General features: G+C 46.8%; 16 protein-coding genes. 7 read left to right on the top strand and 9 right to left on the bottom strand.

The features are described from left to right. The first annotated feature begins 51 nt into the window (after nt 1–51). The 7 genes from ACY652_RS15460 (at nt 52) to ACY652_RS15430 (ending at nt 9006) form a co-directional block, all read left to right on the top strand. The gene (locus ACY652_RS15460) at nt 52–2031 is read left to right on the top strand and encodes a glycoside hydrolase family 97 protein (RefSeq protein WP_462265286.1); all 1980 of its coding nucleotides are present in this window, start codon (nt 52–54) and stop codon (nt 2029–2031) included. A 508-nt stretch (nt 2032–2539) separates the two neighbouring features. Then, nucleotides 2540–3466 (top strand): glycoside hydrolase family 25 protein, encoded by a 927-nt coding sequence (locus ACY652_RS15455; protein ID WP_462265285.1) that lies wholly within the window; start codon nt 2540–2542, stop codon nt 3464–3466. A gap of 96 nt (nt 3467–3562) precedes the next feature. After that, nucleotides 3563–4117 carry a hypothetical protein gene (locus tag ACY652_RS15450; RefSeq protein ID WP_462265284.1) on the top strand — a complete coding sequence of 185 codons (555 nt, stop codon included), beginning with the start codon at nt 3563–3565 and terminating at the stop codon, nt 4115–4117. 206 nt (nt 4118–4323) lie between these two features. Continuing rightward, a complete protein-coding gene (locus tag ACY652_RS15445) occupies nt 4324–5127 on the top strand; it encodes a hypothetical protein (protein ID WP_462265283.1) in 804 nt (267 codons plus the stop codon). 18 nt (nt 5128–5145) lie between these two features. Continuing rightward, entirely contained in the window at nt 5146–6480 is a 1335-nt protein-coding gene (locus ACY652_RS15440) for a vanadium-dependent haloperoxidase (RefSeq protein ID WP_462265282.1), read from the top strand. Between the two features lie 23 nt (nt 6481–6503). Beyond that, nucleotides 6504–7448 (top strand): hypothetical protein, encoded by a 945-nt coding sequence (locus tag ACY652_RS15435; protein WP_462265280.1) that lies wholly within the window; start codon nt 6504–6506, stop codon nt 7446–7448. A 7-nt stretch (nt 7449–7455) separates the two neighbouring features. Beyond that, nucleotides 7456–9006 (top strand): vanadium-dependent haloperoxidase, encoded by a 1551-nt coding sequence (locus tag ACY652_RS15430; RefSeq protein ID WP_462265279.1) that lies wholly within the window; start codon nt 7456–7458, stop codon nt 9004–9006. 58 nt (nt 9007–9064) lie between these two features. On the opposite strand, the gene ACY652_RS15425 is transcribed toward ACY652_RS15430, so the two are convergent. The 9 genes from ACY652_RS15425 to ACY652_RS15385 form a co-directional block, all read right to left on the bottom strand. After that, entirely contained in the window at nt 9065–11221 is a 2157-nt protein-coding gene (locus tag ACY652_RS15425; protein WP_462265277.1) for a family 1 glycosylhydrolase, read from the bottom strand. Between the two features lie 269 nt (nt 11222–11490). Beyond that, nucleotides 11491–12264 carry a 3-keto-disaccharide hydrolase gene (locus tag ACY652_RS15420; protein ID WP_462265276.1) on the bottom strand — a complete coding sequence of 258 codons (774 nt, stop codon included), beginning with the start codon at nt 12262–12264 and terminating at the stop codon, nt 11491–11493. 23 nt (nt 12265–12287) lie between these two features. After that, complete coding sequence (locus ACY652_RS15415; RefSeq protein WP_462265275.1) at nt 12288–13160, bottom strand: sugar phosphate isomerase/epimerase family protein; 873 nt, start codon at nt 13158–13160, stop codon at nt 12288–12290. A 35-nt stretch (nt 13161–13195) separates the two neighbouring features. Then, nucleotides 13196–14077, bottom strand: a complete 882-nt coding sequence (locus ACY652_RS15410) for a hydroxypyruvate isomerase family protein (protein WP_462265274.1) — start codon at nt 14075–14077, stop codon at nt 13196–13198. 10 nt (nt 14078–14087) lie between these two features. Further along, nucleotides 14088–15344, bottom strand: a complete 1257-nt coding sequence (locus ACY652_RS15405; protein ID WP_462265273.1) for a nucleoside permease — start codon at nt 15342–15344, stop codon at nt 14088–14090. Nucleotides 15345–15378: 34 nt separating this feature from the next. Next, nucleotides 15379–15819: a c-type cytochrome gene (locus ACY652_RS15400; protein WP_462265272.1), complete on the bottom strand. Its 441-nt coding sequence runs from the start codon at nt 15817–15819 to the stop codon at nt 15379–15381. 17 nt (nt 15820–15836) lie between these two features. Beyond that, nucleotides 15837–16892, bottom strand: a complete 1056-nt coding sequence (locus ACY652_RS15395; RefSeq protein WP_462265271.1) for a sugar phosphate isomerase/epimerase family protein — start codon at nt 16890–16892, stop codon at nt 15837–15839. 264 nt (nt 16893–17156) lie between these two features. Further along, entirely contained in the window at nt 17157–17726 is a 570-nt protein-coding gene (locus ACY652_RS15390) for a gluconate 2-dehydrogenase subunit 3 family protein (RefSeq protein WP_462265270.1), read from the bottom strand. 56 nt (nt 17727–17782) lie between these two features. Further along, nucleotides 17783–19216 carry a Gfo/Idh/MocA family protein gene (locus ACY652_RS15385; protein ID WP_462265269.1) on the bottom strand — a complete coding sequence of 478 codons (1434 nt, stop codon included), beginning with the start codon at nt 19214–19216 and terminating at the stop codon, nt 17783–17785. Between the last annotated feature and the right edge of the window lie 3 nt (nt 19217–19219).

Below are 19219 nucleotides of genomic sequence, written 5' to 3'. Positions count from 1 at the left end.
ACTTTGTTATATTTGTTCAGACCATAATCCTGAATACCTGAATTCTGACAGATGAAAACCTTGATTAACCTGCTGTTCGTAAGCTTACTGACGCTACATGGCAAAGCGGCAGCCGCTAATGCGCCGGTAGTGTATTCGCCCGATAAACAGCTAAAGTTCACGCTTTCGGTACAACATCAGCAGCTGGTGTACCGGCTGAGTTATAAAGGCCATAGCCTGATTGATGCATCACCATTGCAGTTAAGTTTCCAAGAGGGTAACATGATACCGGGTAATGTTAGACTGGGTACTGCTACCCAAAAGCACCTCACCGAAACCTACCGGTTAATTACCGGAAAGGCAAGCACAGTGCTGAGCGATTGTAACAGCATGGCCATACCTGTAATTAACCAGGCAAAAAGCGGTTACCGGGTAAGCTTGGAAGTAAGGGTATTTAATGACGGGGCTGCCTTTCGTTACGTGCTGACGGGAAGCAATAAGGAAGTACGGGTTACTGATGAAATTAATACGTTTAAGCTAACGGGTAACCCAACGGTGCGGGCCTTACTGCTGCCGAATTACACAACATCGCACGAAGGACTTTACACCACCACGCCGCTGAAGAGTTTAAAGGCTGATACCCTGATGGACATGCCTGCCTTATTTGAATATTCAAATGGCAGCTACTTGGCCATTACCGAGGCCGCATTGCGGGATTACGCCGGCATGTACCTCATTAAGCATAACGGCGTTCTGCAAAGCCGGTTATCCCCCCTGCCCAATCATCCGGGCATAAAAGTAATTGCGGGCTTACCGCACCACAGCCCCTGGCGGGTGATGATGGTGGGCGACCGGGTGGGTACGCTTATTGAATCCAACATTCTTACCAACCTGAACGAGCCCAACCGCATAAAGGACACCAGCTGGATTAAGCCCGGCACCTGCACTTTCCCTTGGTGGAACGGCACGGTGGTACCCGATACCAGCTTTACGCCGGGTAATAACTTTAATACTAACATGTATTATGTGAACTTTTGTGCGAATAACCACATCACCTATCATACAGTGGTAGAGTACGGCGGGCATGAGTGGTATGTAAACGACGGCTATGGCTATCAGCCCGGCAAACATGTTGACCCGGCCAAGGGGGTGGACGACCTGAATATGCAGCAGTTGTGCGATTCTGCCAAAGCCAAAGGCGTAGGCATACGGGTTTGGGTACACTGGGCAGCCTTGTACCCCAAGCTCGACAGCACCTTTACACAATATGAAAAGTGGGGCATTAAGGGGATGATGGTGGACTTTATGGACCGCGACGACCAGCAGATGGTGAACATGCAGGAGGAAATATTGCAGAAGGCCGCACAACATCATCTGCATATCCAGTTTCACGGGGCATACAAGCCTACAGGCCTTAACCGCACCTATCCTAACGAGTTTACGCGCGAAGGCAGTTATAATTATGAAAATGATAAATGGAACGACCGCCTTACACCAGACCATGATGCCAACATTGCATTTACCCGCCTGCTGGCCGGCGCTACTGATTATCATTTGGGTGGTTTTAATGCGGTACCTTCCGCTAAGTTCAGGGTGCATTATATACGGCCAATGGTGCAGGGCACACGCTGCCACATGCTGGGTATGTACGTGGTACTGGAAAGCTATCTGGGTATGATATGCGATTACCCTGATGCCTACACCGGGCAGCCTGGCTTTGAGTTCTTGCAGCAGGTACCCACCACCTGGGACGCCACTAAGGTAACTAATGCTAAGGCCGGCGAGTATGCAGTGATTGCCCGCGCCAAAGGCCGCGACTGGTATATAGGCGGCATTACCAACCATAGCCGCAGGCAACTGGCGGTTCCCTTGAATTTTTTGCCGCCCGGCCAGTACGAGGCCGAGCTATTTACTGATGCGCCTGATGCAGAAAGCAATGGTAACCACCTTACAAAAACTAAAATTCAAGTGAACCGCAATAGTTCAGTGCAAGTAAACATGGCGGCAGGCGGCGGTATGGCAATGCACATTTATCCTGCAACCAAAAAATAGTTTCATCCCTAATGTATAAGGCCGGTCTGCATCTTCTGAACACGATACCATACGTGTTCGGAAGATTGTTTAAACTGCGATGACAGCATTCCATCGGTGGGCCGGTATAGAGGAGAAAAACACAAATCAAACAAACGGTATACCCGCCTGTCAGGATGCCGAAACAAGCCGGACAAGGCTTGGTTTCTGTTTCCTATGCAGGGTAATGCACCTCCCTGATCAGCTTAATAAAGGGTGAATAAAGTGTAAAGGCAAAGTTTACACAATTCATAAAATATTTGGCTTAAATGTTTGATAATCAATAAATTGAAAAAAAGCAGGGTTTACACTTTTCAGAGCTTTTAGTTGTGCCATTTTATGCAGTTTCAGTTCGGCCGGACATCTGTGGCTCAATATAAATATGATAAGGCGCTGAAGTGCTGATGGGGCTGCTAATCATTACAAACATCATTATAACCGGATCACCGGATGCCTTCATCCAATGCAGGCAATTCCGTAAGTTTGCCGGGTGATTGCCCCTGACGATAAGCCGGAACTGCCCGGCAGGAAACCCAAAGCGCCTGCTGCCAAAACAGTGCCTAAGCCCCGTGCAACCACCGCCCGGCGCCAGGCACCGGCAACTAAGAAAAAAAAGAAAAAGCAAGGCTCCAACTTTCCCTGGAAAATGTTGCTGGCCGGTTTTTTACTGATCGTGCTGTCCCCGTTCTACTATGGCTACATTGTAAAAATGGTAGCTTCTACCTGGCAATGGATCAAAGACATTGGCGAAGATCCGGAATACCGTACTTACCGCAGCTTCAACATCCGCATACCGCGCAGGTATACCGTTCATGGCATTGATGTTTCTTATGCGCAGGGCCGCATTAACTGGAAGAAAGTGAGTACCATGCGCGAGGACAGTGTGCATATCACCTTTGCCTTTATTAAGGCTACGGAAGGCATGCTAAAGGTTGACCCCTACTTTAAGCGCAACTGGCGCGAGGCGCCAAAGGCGGGTATAATATGCGGGGCCTATCACTATTTCAGGCCTAAAATTAACGGCAAGTGGCAGGCCCGGTTTTTTATGCAGAACGTGGAACTGGAAAAAGGCGACCTGCCGATGGTGGTAGATGTGGAAACGCTTGACCATACCACACCCGAAGCCATGCGCCGTGAATTACAGGCTTTTCTTGCTGCGGTTGAAAAACGCACGCAGGTGAAACCCATCATCTATTCGGGATTAAGCTTTTATCAGGATTATCTGAAAGGCTATTTTGATAACTACCAGTGGTGGCTGGCCCATTATTACCAGCCGCAACTTAAAGTAAGCAGTAAGGAAGGCTGGCAGTTCTGGCAGCATTCAGACCGGGCGCGTGTAAGCGGCATCAATCATACCGTTGATTTTGATGCCTTCAGGGGCGATAGCGCCGCCTTACAGCACTTGCTTATACATTAGTGTATCTTTTTTGTTTCAATCCATTTTGATTATTTGAATTTATTTGCAATCTTTACGCTCAACTAATTATCTGGCTAAAGCCCTCAATTTAAAGTATTGAAAAGAACAGTTGCCATAGTGCTGCTTATTGTACACCTGTTTACCGCAGGCGGTTACATGCTGCTGTTCCAATACCTCATTAACCGCTCTGATGCCTTTGTGGAGCGGCAAATCAGCAAAGGGTTTTACAATATGCATGATCTGGTGGAAGTTAAGGTTCCGGTGCATTTGCCTGACATACAGAACTGGCAAAGTTACGAACGCGTAAGCGGCCAGGTTCAGTTAGGCAGCGGCGCCTGTTATAACTACGTAAAGCTAAAGGTGACACGTGATACGCTATACATCATGTGTATTCCTAATTATAAAACCACGCAGCTTACCAATGCCAATGTAATTTATGCCCGCCAGGTAAGCGATGTGCCCTTGAACAAGAAGGGTAATACCAACACCATTAAAACCATCGATTTTAGTAAATACAATCATTTGGTAATTACCTACAGCATTAAACCAACGGTAACCATGCTGAAAACTTATCCGGTAATTACCACTCTTCTCATACCTGCCGGTTTCACTAACAGCCCTGATCAGCCCCCAAAGCAGTTCATTGGCTAAATCAAATCCCCTAATCGGGATGAATGTGCTACCGCATAATGCAGTAAGCCATGCTCCAATTACTACCTGTGCAATAGCAGATTTGGCTGGTTAGCCGCCCCAATTTGTTAAGGCCGGTAATACTTTAGGTGAACCTGTATGGATAGTTATATGGCAGTAAGCAATTACTGCATAATACATTACACTCTCCTACATAAATTGCAGTGATGATGTTGAATATAAATACTCAACAAAAAATTTATTTTGTGCTCCGGCTTGCGGTAGCCATGTGCTTTATAGGCCATGGTGCATTTGGTATAATTACCAAGCCTGTATGGTGTAATTACTTTGCCGTATTTGGTATTGGCAAAACACTGGCTTACGGGCTGATGCCCTGGATAGGTGCTGTGGATATTGCGCTGGGCATAGCTATGCTTATCTATCCGGTACGCGCAGTACCTTTGTGGCTTATATTCTGGGGCTTATTTACAGCCGCCCTCCGGCCGCTATCGGGCGAACCCATTGCCGAACTTATTGAACGTGCAGGCAACTTTGGGGCACCGCTTGCGCTGCTGTTGCTTTGTGGCGGCAGTGCAACGTTCAAAGGCTGGTTCAGGCTGATGGAGGCGCCCCGGGCTTTAAGCCTGCAACAGTTAAACAAAATAAAGTTGTGCTTAAAAGCGGTAGTCTTTCTGCTGCTTGCGGGGCACGGCTGGCTTAACTGCATTGCCAAGCCGGGTTTGCTGAACCAGTATCATGCCATTGGCTTTAATAACACCATATCTGCCGCCTTTTGGGTAGGTATTGCCGAAATAGGCGCCTCATTTATAATATGGATAGACAGCCTGAGCCCCCTGCTCCTGCTATTTTTGGTATGGAAGATACTAAGCGAGCTGTTTTACCCACATTATGAACTGTTTGAATTTGTAGAGCGCGGCGGCAGCTACGGCGCCATTATGGCCCTGTGGCTTGTTATGCATAAGCTGAAACTGCCTTTACCTGTGTTGAACCGCAAACCTGCCTTCAATTAAATCTTAGATCTTACTTCCTTGAAAAATTTCAAATTTAAAACATATATCCTTTTCGTTACCGGCTCAATTCTGCTTGCCTTATCCGCCTGCAGGCACAAGCCGAATACCGAAATCAGTGATGCCGAACTGCTGCACCGCAATGTAGACAAGCTTACCCAGGTTATTATCTATGATGTTTTTACCCCGCCGGTAGCCAGCCGCATTTATGGCTATACCAACCTGGCCGCTTATGAGGCCATGCGCTATGCTAACCCTGCATACCCGTCACTGATTGCACAGCTGAGAGATTTTGGTACACCGCCTGTACCGGAAAAAGGTAAAAAGTACAATTTTGCCTTAGCCGCTACAAAAGCCTTGTTTACCGTGGCGCATAAAGTAACCTTCTCGGTAGATACCCTGCAAAAATATGAGGACGGTGTGTACAGCCGCTATCGGAATGAACTGGACGACTCTACGTATGTACGCTCTATGGCCTTTGGCGAAAAAATCGGTAAGCTGGTTTTGAAACGTGCGGCACAGGATAATTACCCGCAAACCAGGGGAAAGCCCAAATACTTAGGCCATAATGGCAAAGCAGAATGGCGCCCCACCCCACCCGATTACTTTGATGGTGTGGAATATTGCTGGGGTACCATGCATCCCTTTGCCATTCAGTCTTCGCAACAATTTAAGTTACCGCACCCACCGGCCTACAGTACCGATACCAACAGTGTTTACTATCAGCAGGCCAAAGAGGTATATCATAAAAATAAAACGCTTACTGCCGGGGAAAAGCAGGCTGCACGGTTTTGGGATGATAATCCGTTTGCTACCCAGCATACGGGCCACATTACTTTCGCCAACAAAAAAATAACGCCTGGCGGCCACTGGATTGGCATCACGGCCATAGCCTGCCGGCAAACCAAGGCCGATGCGGTAAAGACAGCCCAGGCGTATGCGTTAACTTCAATAGCCTTGTTCGATAGCTTTATCTGCAGCTGGCAGGCAAAATACGATTACAGCTACATCAGGCCCGTATCAGAAATTAACGAAATGATTGACCATTACTGGGTACCGCTGCTGCAAACGCCGCCGTTTCCGGAATATCCGGCCGGCCATGCTGATATCAGCGGCGCTTCGGCTATAGTACTTACCCGTATGTTTGGCGATAATTTTTCTTTTCGCGACACCACCGAACGCCGTTACGTTGGCCTCGAAAGGAGTTTTCCTTCATTCCTGAAAGCTTCACAGGAAACTGCAATGAGCCGTTTTTATGGAGGCATACACAACAAGAACAGCTGCCTGAAAGGCGCTGAACAGGGCAGGGCAGTTGGCAACTACCTGTTGAGCCGGCTGAAATTATCAAATCACTGAAAACCTTCAAACCTTTGACTATCATGGATCAGTTTATCTCGTACTTAAAAAAGCCGGTTTTGATGAGCTTGCTGGCATTGGCCCTGTTGCTTAATAAAGCCTGGGCACAAACTGATGTGGATGCCATTATGATTCCTAAGAAATATTTTTGTGCCGGTGCACAGTATGGCAACAGCAGCTGGACCAACTATTGGGAAGGCACTTTAAAGCGCAATAACCAGAACATTGGCAGGCTAAGTACAAATATGTATATGTTGATGGCTAATTACGGCATCAGCGACAAATTGAATGTATTGGTAGGGCTTCCTTACATCAGTACACACGCTTCGGCGGGTACACTGGCAGGGCAGCATGGGTTTCAGGACATTACCGGTACATTAAAATATATGCCGGTAGAAACCAGGGTGGGTAACGGCACACTATCCCTCTATGCTATTGGAAGTTATGTGTTGCCCTTAACCAACTATGTGGCCGATTTTATGCCAATGTCCATCGGGCTGCATTGCCGCAGTTTTCAGTTCAGGGCGCTGGCTGATTATCAGTACAAAAATTTGTTCTTTACAGGTTCAGGCCAGTACATAAACCGTAATAATATCACCATCGACCGCGACAGCTATTATACCACAACGTTGGTTTATAGTAACCAGGTAGCTATTCCTAACGCTGCCGTGGTGAACGTAAGGGCAGGTTACCGCAGTTCGAGCCTTATTGCCGAGGCGGTTTTTGAGAACAGCACCTCTGCAGGCGGTTTTGATATCCGCCGCAATGATATGCCCTTTCCCGGTAACCGCATGAACGCTACTGCAGCCGGCGTAAATTTCAAGTACTCTTTCGACAGCGGCCTGGAGCTTACTGCAGGCAGCAGCTATGTAATTGCCGGGCGCAACGTAGGCCAGAGCACACTTGTCCGTGGTGGTGCATTCTATATTTTTGATTTAAACAGAAAAAGTAAACCTTCCGTAAATTAATAAATTTATGAAAAAGTATCTTTACTATACCTTGCCATTACTGGTAATAAGCCTTGTCTTTAATTCGTCTTGCAAGAAAACGATTGAAGATCACACCACGCAATATCCTGCACTGCAGCCGGGCAATAATGACCTGTCTGCTGAAAACTGGAAACCGGTGCTGATCAACGGTTTTAGTGATTTGCCTGTGTCTGCACCGGCTGCTACCAATTCTACTGCCTACGCTGCTGATTTGAATGAAATTAAAGGCTTGCAGAAAAACATTACCCAAGAGCAAAGAGATAATATTGCCTACTGGAGCGCGGGCGCCGTTTTGCGGTGGAATGAAATTATGCGCGAACTGGTAGCCAAACATAACCTGCCGCCTTACCAGAACGATGATGGTACTTATCCCTTCCCAAATTCAGCCAATCCGTTTGCCTACCCGGAGTTTCCATTTTCAAACCCGCCGTATGCGGCGCGTTCTTATGCTTACGTTAGCGCCGCGCAATACGATGCACTTATTGCTGCATGGCATTATAAGAAACTCTATAGCAGGGCAGCACCTTATACGGTAGACAACACTGTGCAGGCGTTGATTCCCAAATCAGATTTACCGGCTTACCCGAGTGAAGATGCGGTGGTGTCAAGCACGGTGATAGAAATGATGAAGCTGCTGTTCCCTACCGAACTGGCCTACATTCAGCAAAAGCAAAATGATGAAAAGATGTACCGCCTCACTTCGGGCGCCAACACCCGCAGCGACTGGGATGCCGGCGAGGCATTGGGCAAACTGGTGGCTGCCAAATTTGTAACCCGCGCCCGTGGCGACCGTGCCGGTGCTGCGATAGGTACACCCGCCCTGTGGGCACAACTGCAAACGCAAACAGCGGCCACCGGCGAAACCGCCTGGGAAAGCCTGGAGTTTCCAAAGCGCCCGCCAATGCTGCCACTGTTCAGCAAGGTAAAGACGTTTTTGTTTGATTCATTAACGGTGATTGCCCTGAGGCCGCCTCCGCCGCCTTCGGTTCATTCAGAACAATTTAAAAAGGAGGTTGACGAAGTGCTGCAACTTTCCAACAATGTAACGCGCGAGCATAATGCACAGGTGGCATTCTGGGCCGATGGCGTAGGTACGTATACTCCCCCAGGGCATTGGAACGCCATTGCTGCCGATGAATTTGTAAAGCAGCATTACAGCGAAGTACGCTGGGCACGGAATATGGCCTTACTGAACATGGCCTTGATGGATGCCGGCATTATTTGCTGGGATGCTAAGTATTATTATTTCAATGCCCGTCCATCGCAAATGAACAGCAGTATCAAAACACTTACAGGGATACCTAATTTCCCGGCTTATACCTCCGGTCATTCCAACTTCAGCGGTGCAGCCGCAGCTTTACTTACCTATTTGTTACCCGACAGGGGCACCAAATTTACCGATATGGCGCATGAGGCGGCGATGTCGAGATTATACGGCGGTATACATTACCGTGTAGATTGCGAGGCTGGTTTAGTAACCGGCAACAAAGTAGGCCAGTACGCCATCGCCCGTGCGCAAAGCGACGGAGCAAATTAACCTTTGAGGATTTGATGATTAAACAAAAAGTCCCGGTTAGCTAACCGGGACTTTTTGTTTAAAAACGGATCATTTCCTGCTCATTAAAATAACGCGTAATGGCATCCTCTATAGATGGCATTACTGTGCCCCGGTCGCTTTTCATCGAACTGTATTTGGGCCGTTCGGCTTTAAATTTCAAATCACTAACAGCAACGCCTTCTATCAGTTTAGCATCTAACTTCTGGCGTTGTGCAATTTCAAGTGCAAGTTCGCACCAACTGATGTTACCGCTATTGGTAAGATGCCAGATGCCACGCTCATCATCTATCAGCAGGTCCAACGTCAGGTTCACCAAATCGGGCACATAAGTAGGTGAAATAAATACATCATTAGGCAAATGTACCGGCATTTTGTTTCGCAAATTCTGCAGAGTACCATAAGCGAAATTATAGGCATCCCAAGGGCCAAAAAAGCCGCTGGTGCGAATAATCAACGCATCCGGATTGTGTTTTTGCACCAACCGTTCGGCTTGTGCCTTACTTTCCCCATACACATTCAACGGATTAATATGATCTTGCTCATTATAAAAATCGTTCTTTACCCCGTCGAAAACCAAATCGGTGGAAAAGGTAATGAGCTTTACGCCATATTTTTCACACAACACCGCTAAGTTTTCCGGGCCGCTGGTATTTGATAAGAAACAGGCCTCCCGCTCTTGCTCTGCATCATCTACCCGTACAAAGCCTGCCGTGTTTATTATCGCCCAGGGATGCTGCTGTTGTATTACCTTTTCTATTTGCGTTAAGTTGGTAATATCCAGTTCCGCCCTGTCCATCAACTCGTGCTTAATATGGCGCTGCTCGCAGATACGGGCGAACGCTTTTCCCAGCGTACCCGTTTTACCGGTAATTAGTATGGGCGAACAGTTATCTTTTTTCGTAGTCAGACTTTCGGCGATGGTATTAAAGCGGTATGCGATACGGTTATCGCGCATCCACCAGCCTTGCTGACACAATACCGGGTGGTTGTAAGACTTACCCTTTGATAGCTCAGACACCATTTTGCACAAAGCTGTTGCACGCGGCTTACCCGAAACCACATCAAACGCTCCGGCCTCATAAGTACCATTTGGCTCAGTAAGTAATTTGTTCCAGCCAAATGAACCCAGCAATGCCCAGGTGGTGATGCCACGCATGTCCACACCGTTTTGTTTCAGTTGCTTGGCTGCATTCCATACATAGTTAAACCACCGCAACTGCTCTTCTCGGGTACAATGCAAATGCACTTCTGTAATGGCTACAGGTAAGCCGTATCGCTCCCATGCCTCCATAATTAACTTGTAAGGGCCATCAGTTTGCACCTTATCAACACGAACCGATTCTACATCGGCATAACGGTGCCTGCCATTGAAGCCAATGACATGCGGTGGGTAACTATCGGTGTCCTCATCCAAAAACCGCTCGGAGGTGATATAATGATTGATACCCATAATGTCGGGCGGACAGTTATGGTCTATAAAAAATTCGAGTTCCTGCTGAGGAATACCTGAATTAATAATGTAATCCCAAAAAAAGTGGCCGGGTACCACTTTTCCACAGAGCAAATCGAACGACAGCCACCGCCGCCGGTTCTCAAAATCGGCCTGATAAACCAGGGCGGGCGTGCTGTGTATCTTGCCCAAATCATCTGTTTGTACCAGTTGGGCAGCCGGGTTAACCTCGCGTATTGCCTGCATAGCCAGCACGGTGGCTTTGCATTCACTTAATAACACTTTATGAAACGTATAATCATCATGCCCGTGCGGATACCATACCCCATACAACCCACAAAAACGTGCCGTAGTTAAGGGTTCGTTAACAGGCGTATAATATTTGATCCAAGGAAATTGCTGTGCCACTTGCCGGGCATAAACCGCTAAGCCTTCGGCAAAGCTGTTTTCAGTTAATTCAACAAAAGCAGGACCGCTGCCATGATGTACCAAACCGGCAATGGGCTCAATACCTGCAGATTTAAGCGCTTCAAGCTTTTGTGCTGTTCCGCTCCAGTCAATAATGGTATCAGCCTGCGGCTGGTGTTTTTCCCATAATACCGGATAACGTAATTTTGTGATGCCTAATTCGGCAAAGGCGCTGATATCATTTTCGCGCAGGTAGTGCCCGGCATAATTCAGTTGATCAAAGTATTGATTATCAACACGGTTGATGGTACACTCCATCCCCCCCCATATTTCCATAAATTGCAGATATAAATTATTTAACTATCATAAACCTGCCTTTAAAATGCAGCAGGCGTAAGTATTAGCCGGTTATCAGCACCGGTTAGCTTACATGAAATTAATTGCTTATACTACAATCATTAGCAAGATTGGTTTAATTATTAATTATAAAACCTGCCTTTTATTAAAAAAATGCTGGAATTCAAGTTGTAGCTGACTTTTAAATACAAAACCCCCATATGGTTATTGCCATACGGGGGTTTTGTATTTAGAAAGGATATAGCCCTTTATAGTTCCCTGATCCAGATATTACGGAAACTCAGGGGTTCGCTTTTATCACCGTGGGCCTGTAACTTTATAGGCGCAGGGCCATGCTGCTGGTAATGAGGCTGGCCAATGTATTGTGTAGGGCCTTTTAACTCTATGTTGTTTTCTACCAGTACACCATTGAATAATACAGTTACACGTGCGGTTGTCTTCACACTGCCATCGGTATTGAAAGTTGGAGCTGTCCATATTACGTCATATGTTTCCCACTCACCAGCCGGGCGTGCAGGGTTAGCCAGTGGTACAAACTGTTTATAAATACTTCCCGCCATACCGTTGGTGTAGGTCTTATTATTGTATGAATCCAGTATCTGCAATTCATAACCGGCATCGCCGGGACCAGTTGAAGCTAAGAACAAGCCGCTATTGCCCCTTGCCTGCCCCGTACCTGTAATGTTCGCAGGTATGCGCCATTCCAGGTGCAGCTGGTAATTGGTGAATGACTTTTTAGTTTCGATATTGCCCGACTGCTTGTTTACAGTTAATATACCGCCGGCAACTTTCCAATCGGCAGGTTTACTGTGGTCGGCAGTTAAAACCCACTGATTGAGATCTTTTCCATTAAAGAGCTGAATTGCATCTGAGGGCGCATCAGCAGCAGTTTTACCTGCGGTTACTACTGGAGGAACTGGCGTATAAATTTCTGTATCTTCGGGCTTTGCCCCCTGTTGCGCTTGTGCCATATAACCCATACCACTTAATAAAGCGGCTAAAACCAGTTTGTGTTTATTCATTGGTTCAAATGTTTAATAAAAATTTATACCATCAGCGAACGCTTCATGTAGCTGGCACTACCTGCTAAACTGGCGTAAGGGTTAGCCGAAAGATTTTCCTGCTCCATCATGAAGTGAGTGATACCGGCTGCCTTAGCTACCGGAACAATTGATTTGAAATCAATTCCACCTTTGCCAATTTGTTCATTTTCCTCAGGATTGCTCTTATTGCTGTCTTTTACGTGCGCAAATTTAAAGCGGCCTTTGTGCTTCTTTAATATTTCAATCGGATCATGCCCTGCACGCACCACCCAGTAGATGTCCATTTCCATATGTACCAGCTTGGGGTCGGTTTCTGCCAGCAAGGTATCGTAAAAAGTAGTTCCCTCTACCTGGTGCCATTCAAAGTTATGGTTATGATAACCAATCTTTAAACCTTCTTTACCTACAATTTTTGCAAGCTCATTCATTTTCTGCCCCACACGCACAAAGTCATCCTTAGTTTTAATCAAACTCTCGTTCAATGAAGGCACAATGATATATTCCTGACCGGTAGCATGAGCTACTTCAATATAAGTATATAAATCGGCACGGCTGTTATCTCTAAAAAAAGAATCTAAACCATAGTGGCCGCTGGGAGAGGTTAAGCCATGCGATTTTAGTAACTGGCTGAATTCTTTAGGTGTTAAGCCCCAGTAACCCGTTTTTTTATCGTAGCCAAAAGTTTCAATTTCTTTAAACCCGGCCTGGGCTACTTTTGCCATTACACCCTTTACATCTTTAGGCAGTAATTCGCGCAGGCTGTACAACTGTATTCCTACTTTGCCCGTGGCTGCCGCATTAAGCAACTGAGGGGCAACAAGCAAACCGGCTGAAGCCAAACCGGCCTGTGCTAAAAATTTCCTTCTGGTGGTCATATATTTATGGATTGGTTAGTTATAATTTGGTTTAATTATACATCGCAAATTTGCACGGCTTGCTTAAGTGAAGCAATCTTGTCCTTTTGTTTCGGCACAAATTCTTGCCCGATGAACCCTTTATAGCCGGTAGCCTTTATGGCTTTCATTACTGCGGGATAGTATAGTTCCTGCGTATTGTCAATCTCATTTCTACCGGGCACGCCGGCAGTATGATAATGGGCAATATAGGGATGAAAATCATTGATGTTCTGGATAATGTCGCCCACCTGCACCTGCATGTGATAGATGTCGAAAAGCAGTTTGAAATGTTCACTGCCTAAACGCTTAGCCAGTTCGGCGCCCCAATAAGGGCGGTCGCATTGATAGTCTTTATGATCCTTCTTACTGTTCAGCAATTCCATCACCAGTACCACGCCATGCTTCTCAGCCAAAGGCAGCAATTGTTTTAAGCTTTCTTCGCAGTTTTTCAGGCCGGTTTCATCATCCATTCCCCGGCGACTGCCGCTAAAGCAAATCAGGTTTTTATGCCCGGCTTTTGCTACCAGCGGAATCACCTCCGTATAATTTTGAATGAGCATTGTATGAAAACGTTTGTCATTAAAACCGTCGGTCAGGTTAATTTCGGCGCTGTTGCATATGGGCGATGCCATGCCATGCTTTTTCAGAATTGGCCATTCTTTAGGGCCGCATAAATCGATACCTGTAAGACCTATGCCTTTACCTGTAATACAAAGCTGATCTAATGAAAGCTCACTGAAGCACCAGTGACTTACCGACTGCTTCATCTCGCCTTTAAGTGCAGGAGTTATAATTTCGGCAGCTTTGGCAAAGGGGCTTAGCTTAGCCGCAACACCGGCTACAGCGGTACCTGCCACTACACTTTTGATTGCACTTCTTCTGGATAAATTTGCCATAACAGATAAATTATACTTCCAAACGGATATCCTTATCTGCACCTAAAGCTTCATCACCGGTGTTGGCTCCCACTGAGTTTTTATCGCGGAAAAATACCAAAAACAGTATCAGCACCGCAGCAGCAATGCCTGCAGGAATTAACCAGATGGTTTGCCAGTCATGCGAAGTAGCTGAGGTTTTATGGTTACCCACAATCGGGCCCGACAGATATGAACCAATAAGCATACCCACTCCGTATGTAGCTAAAGTGATAAAACCTTGCGCGGCGCTTTTGAAGCGTTCACCAGCTAGATTGTCGGTATAAATCTGGCCGGTTACAAAGAAGAAGTCATAGCATACACCATGCAGCACAATACCGCCAATCAGCATCCAGTAATTGGTGTCAATATTGCCATAGGCAAACAGCACATAGCGCAGCACCCAAGCCAGCATACCTACGGCCAGCATCTTTTTTACGCCCAAGCGCACAAAGAAAAACGACATCAGTGCCATGAACAGTAACTCGGAGAACTGCCCCAATGCCTGCTTGCTGGCAGCACCCTTCATGCCCAGTTCATTCAGAAACGGGTTAGTAAAGTTGTAATAAAATGCCAGTGGAATACAGATAGCTACAGAGGCTAAAAAGAACACCAGGTACGAGCTGTTCTTCAGCAACCCAATAGCATCTAAGCCTAAAATATCTCCAATAGAGGTTTTTTGCCCTTTTTTTACCGGAGGGGTATCAGGCAACGTGAAACTTAGAACACCTAAAATAAGTGAAGCTGTGCCCGCCATTTTAAAGGTAAGCACCAAACTGTTGCTTTGCTCCCAACCTAACCAGCCGATGGTTAAACCAGCAATGATCCAGCCTGCGGTACCTAAAACCCGTATTGGCGGAAACTCTTTACTTGGATTAACCATTTGCTTAAAAGCTACTGAATTTACTAATGCCAGCGTTGGCATATACAAAATCATATACACCAGCAGCACAGGATAAAAATTATTAAAATTAGAAATGGTGGTTACATACCATAATAAACCGCCGCCTATTAAATGCAGTACACCCAAAATGCGCTGTGCCGAAAAGAACTTATCGGCAATTAATCCGATGATGAATGGGGCGATTATGGCACCGAATGATTGTGTGGCATAAGCAATAGCATTCTGCTCATCTGTAGCCCGCAGTGTCTTGGTTAAATAAGTGCCCAGCGTTACAAACCATGCGCCCCAGATGAAAAACTCCAGGAACATCATGACGGATAATTTGGTTTTTATGGCGGTGGTCATTGGTTTATAATTGGTTGTACTTAAAAGGGGATAATTACTTAACAGTTAAGATGTATTTAACCATTAACTTGGCTGAATCGACAGAAAGGTTAGGATGCGCTGTCATGGCTACATCGCCCCAGTGGCCTGCGCCACCTTTAATAATGTGCTCAGCCAGCATCTGGGTATCTGATTCTTTGTATTTTTTGGCTACATCTGCGTAAGCAGGTCCAACTAACTTGTCGTGTTCTTTATGGCAGCCCAGGCAATCGCTTTTAGCTATCAATTGTGCGCCCGGGTCTGTCGGCTCGCTCTGACCAGTACCCGGGTTTGTGGTTCCGTCTTTACGAAGTGTAGAATCGTCGTTACCGCCTGACTGGTATTCGCCGGTGCTGTTGCTGCTTTGTGTACTATCTTGCCCGTCAGAGCCGCTCTTGTTGCCGCCACAAGCTGCAAACACCGAGCTGATGGCTAAAATGATAAATACCTTTTTCATATTGTTTAGCGTGATTGTTATTTTATTCCTAATATAGTTTTGTTCAGTGATTCATCAGCGCCTGAGGCTGCAAAATCGTCAAATACACGGTCGGTTACGTGTATAATATGCTCTTTAATAAATTGTGCGCCTTCGCGTGCGCCATCTTCGGGATGCTTCAAGGCACACTCCCATTCCAGTACTGCCCATCCCGGAAAATCGTACTGGGCCATTTTGCTAAAAATGGATTTGAAATCTACCTGTCCGTCGCCTAAAGAACGGAAACGGCCGGCGCGGTCTACCCAATTCTGGTAACCGCCATATACGCCCTGCCTTCCGGTGGGGTTAAATTCGGCATCCTTTACATGGAACATTTTAATGCGCTCATGGTAAATGTCGATGTATTCCAGGTAATCTAATGCCTGAAGCACCAGGTGTGAGGGATCGTAAAGCAAGCAGGCCCGCGGGTGATGATTTACTTTATCTAAAAACATCTCATAGCTGATGCCATCGTGCAGGTCCTCACCCGGATGTATCTCGTAGCACAAATCTACGCCGCATTCGTCGAATACATTGAGGATGGGTTGCCAGCGTTTAGCCAGTTCGGTAAAACCGGTTTCTACCAAACCGGCCGGCCGCTGCGGCCAGGGGTAAACCATGGGCCAAAGCAGCGCGCCGCTAAACGTAGCATGCGCCTGCAAGCCTAAATTTTGCGAAGCTTTTGCAGCATAATTTAATTGCTGAATGGCCCAGTCAGTACGGGCAGATGGATTGCCGCGTAATTGCTCAGGGGCAAAACCGTCGAATAGCTGATCATATACCGGGTTTACGGCTATGAGCTGACCTTGAAGGTGGGTAGATAGTTCGGTGATTTGCAGGCCACTTTCCTGCACAATGCCGTTGAGTTCGTCGGCATAGGTTTTACTCTCTGCCGCTTTCTGCAAGTCGATAAACCGTGTGTCGAGCGTGGGCAGTTGAATGCCTTTATAGCCTAAGCCGGCAGCCCAGTTACAGATAGATTTCAGGTCGTTAAACGGCGCTGCATCTCCAATAAACTGTGCAATAAATATGGCCGGCCCTTTAATAGTAACCATAGCGTTTGATACAAATTGTGTGTTTTTAACAGGCGTTCATATAAAGTGAAAACTGCTAACAACTCCCCGACTGGTTATCCTATTTTCTCTTTACAATTCTGACGGAATTTAACCGGAGAATAAAGAAATAAATACTTTAAAGCAGGCAGAGGTATGTAAAAAATATACTTGCCAATGCTGAAAATAGTTCATTTACGGCATCAGCAAGTATAACAACAACTTTATTTACCTTTTTATAACGGCAGGCTGAACCGAAAAACCGGGTTAAGCCAGCGCAAATGCTTTATCCCCTTTTTTATAAGGGTAATCGCCAATGAACTTGCCCGGCACAGGTACATAACGCATTGCCTGGGTACAGCCAATTTCAGAGGTAAAATAGCCCAGCAAGGTTAGCTGCTTCACCATGCGGAAGTAATGGTTAGGGTCTTCCGGCTTTTGCGTTTTGCTGTAAGCCGCCTGTTCTTTGTCTAAATCTACCAATATGGCATTGCGCTGCTGCGGAGTAAGCTCCATAAATTTCTTGCTGAACTTTTTGTCGCTGGCATCATTAATCTTTGACTGTGCAGTCAAAAAGATTTTCTGATCATCCGGTGAGTAGCAGTCGCGCACCATAACTGCCATAAAACTGCCTACTTTGGCTGCTTTTGCACCTGGTGTTTTAGTAGCAGGCAAAATAGTTTCGCTTACTTCATCAAAGAAGTCTACATGTTCCTTATCGAACAAGTCTTTTACCTTACTATCATTCGACTTACAGCCCGAAATAAAAAATTCCGCGCCGATGATGGTGCCGCCCATTAACAGGCCTACACGCTGTATCGCATCTCTTCTATTCATCTGCTAATTATTTAATGAATGTTTGAGTTAATAATTTAATTGATAATTACTTATAGTTAAGCAGTTAAGTTCCATCCCTGGCGGTACTGGCGCTTTACAAACTGGTTGGCCGCTTCAAAGTTGGTTACCTTCATGTTGGCATTATCCCAAATCAGTTTCAGGCTGCTTCCCCCCTTCAGCTCATGACCGCGCACCGCCAGGTTAGCCATCAGCAATGCTTCGGTTAACGGGCCGGCTACCTCGAAAGGTGAACTTACTTCCATTTTGCCGTAGCCCGCCAGACAGGCATCTACCCATTGTACATAGTGGCCGTTCTCCTGGCCGGGAACACGCTTGTACTTTTGCGGTGCCGATACCTCTTTAGTGCGTGAGGTAGGCAACAGCAGCGGATCGCGCGAGTAAGTGCTGGCCATCATTTTACCTTTTGTACCGATGAACAACGTACCGTTACCATCATCGCCAAAACGCTCATTGGCACCTAACTCTTCAGGGCGCTCAGGCTGTATACCGCCGTCCATCCAGTGTACGGTAATATCGCCTTTGGTTTTATTGGTTTTAGGGAAGGTAAGCGTAATGTGGCTCGATGGCGGACAGCTTTCAGGGAAGCGGCCTTGTTTAAACTCATCTACATATACGGTGCCCACACTGGCCTGTACATCTTTGGCGTATTGCAGCCCAAGTACACGGAATGGCGCTTCCACCAGGTGGCAGCCCATATCGCCCAAAGCGCCGGTACCATAATCCCACCAGCCGCGCCAGTTAAACGGTACCAGCTTATCTACGTAATCTTTTTGAGGAGCTGTACCCAGCCATAAATCCCAATCCAGTTCTTTCGGAACCTCGCTCTTGGTAGCAGGCCATGGAATACCCTGCGGCCATACCGGGCGGTTAGTCCAGGCATAAACGGTATGTACATCACCAATCAGGCCGGCATCATACCATTCGGCCAACTGGCGGGTACCGTCGTTTGAGGCGCCCTGGTTGCCCATCTGCGTTACTACCTTAAACTTTTTTGCAGCCTCGGTAAGCATACGCGCCTCATAAATATCATGAGTTAAAGGCTTTTGCACGTATACGTGCTTGCCCATGGCCATGGCATGATAGGCGATGATGGCATGGTTATGGTCGGGCGTTGATACCGATACGGCATCAATGTGCTTACCTTCCTTGTCCAGCAGTTCGCGCCAGTCTTTATAATATTTTGCCTTAGGGAAACGCTCTCTTGATTTAGCAGCCCGGCGGTCGTCTACATCGCACAGGTAAGCAATTTCGGCCCGCGGGCTTTTAGAGAATGCGGCAATATCGCTTTCGCCTTTACCGCCTGCACCCACGCCGGCAATCATCAGCTTATCGCTTGGCGCAATAAAGCCCTTGCCGCCCAGCACAAAGCGTGGCACTATCATAAAACCGGCAGCAGCTACCGCGCTGTTTTTGATAAAGTCCCTTCTGGAACTGCCACCAGTACTTACTTCCTTCTCTTTCTCACTCATAGG

This window comes from Mucilaginibacter sp., assembly GCF_965200995.1.
GTDB lineage: Bacteria > Bacteroidota > Bacteroidia > Sphingobacteriales > Sphingobacteriaceae > Mucilaginibacter.
The sequence above is the reverse complement of the archived record's forward strand: the minus strand, read 5'-3'. Positions and strand labels throughout refer to the sequence as shown.

Coding starts and splice junctions, on each gene's coding strand:
- ACY652_RS15430 (WP_462265279.1), top strand. CDS start 7,456: ATGAAAAAGTATCTTTACTATACCTTGCCATTACTGGTAATAAGCCTT.
- ACY652_RS15460 (WP_462265286.1), top strand. CDS start 52: ATGAAAACCTTGATTAACCTGCTGTTCGTAAGCTTACTGACGCTACAT.
- ACY652_RS15405 (WP_462265273.1), bottom strand. CDS start 15,344: ATGACCACCGCCATAAAAACCAAATTATCCGTCATGATGTTCCTGGAG.
- ACY652_RS15425 (WP_462265277.1), bottom strand. CDS start 11,221: ATGGAAATATGGGGGGGGATGGAGTGTACCATCAACCGTGTTGATAAT.
- ACY652_RS15420 (WP_462265276.1), bottom strand. CDS start 12,264: ATGAATAAACACAAACTGGTTTTAGCCGCTTTATTAAGTGGTATGGGT.
- ACY652_RS15415 (WP_462265275.1), bottom strand. CDS start 13,160: ATGACCACCAGAAGGAAATTTTTAGCACAGGCCGGTTTGGCTTCAGCC.
- ACY652_RS15390 (WP_462265270.1), bottom strand. CDS start 17,726: ATGAATAGAAGAGATGCGATACAGCGTGTAGGCCTGTTAATGGGCGGC.
- ACY652_RS15410 (WP_462265274.1), bottom strand. CDS start 14,077: ATGGCAAATTTATCCAGAAGAAGTGCAATCAAAAGTGTAGTGGCAGGT.
- ACY652_RS15395 (WP_462265271.1), bottom strand. CDS start 16,892: ATGGTTACTATTAAAGGGCCGGCCATATTTATTGCACAGTTTATTGGA.
- ACY652_RS15385 (WP_462265269.1), bottom strand. CDS start 19,216: ATGAGTGAGAAAGAGAAGGAAGTAAGTACTGGTGGCAGTTCCAGAAGG.
- ACY652_RS15435 (WP_462265280.1), top strand. CDS start 6,504: ATGGATCAGTTTATCTCGTACTTAAAAAAGCCGGTTTTGATGAGCTTG.
- ACY652_RS15445 (WP_462265283.1), top strand. CDS start 4,324: ATGATGTTGAATATAAATACTCAACAAAAAATTTATTTTGTGCTCCGG.
- ACY652_RS15400 (WP_462265272.1), bottom strand. CDS start 15,819: ATGAAAAAGGTATTTATCATTTTAGCCATCAGCTCGGTGTTTGCAGCT.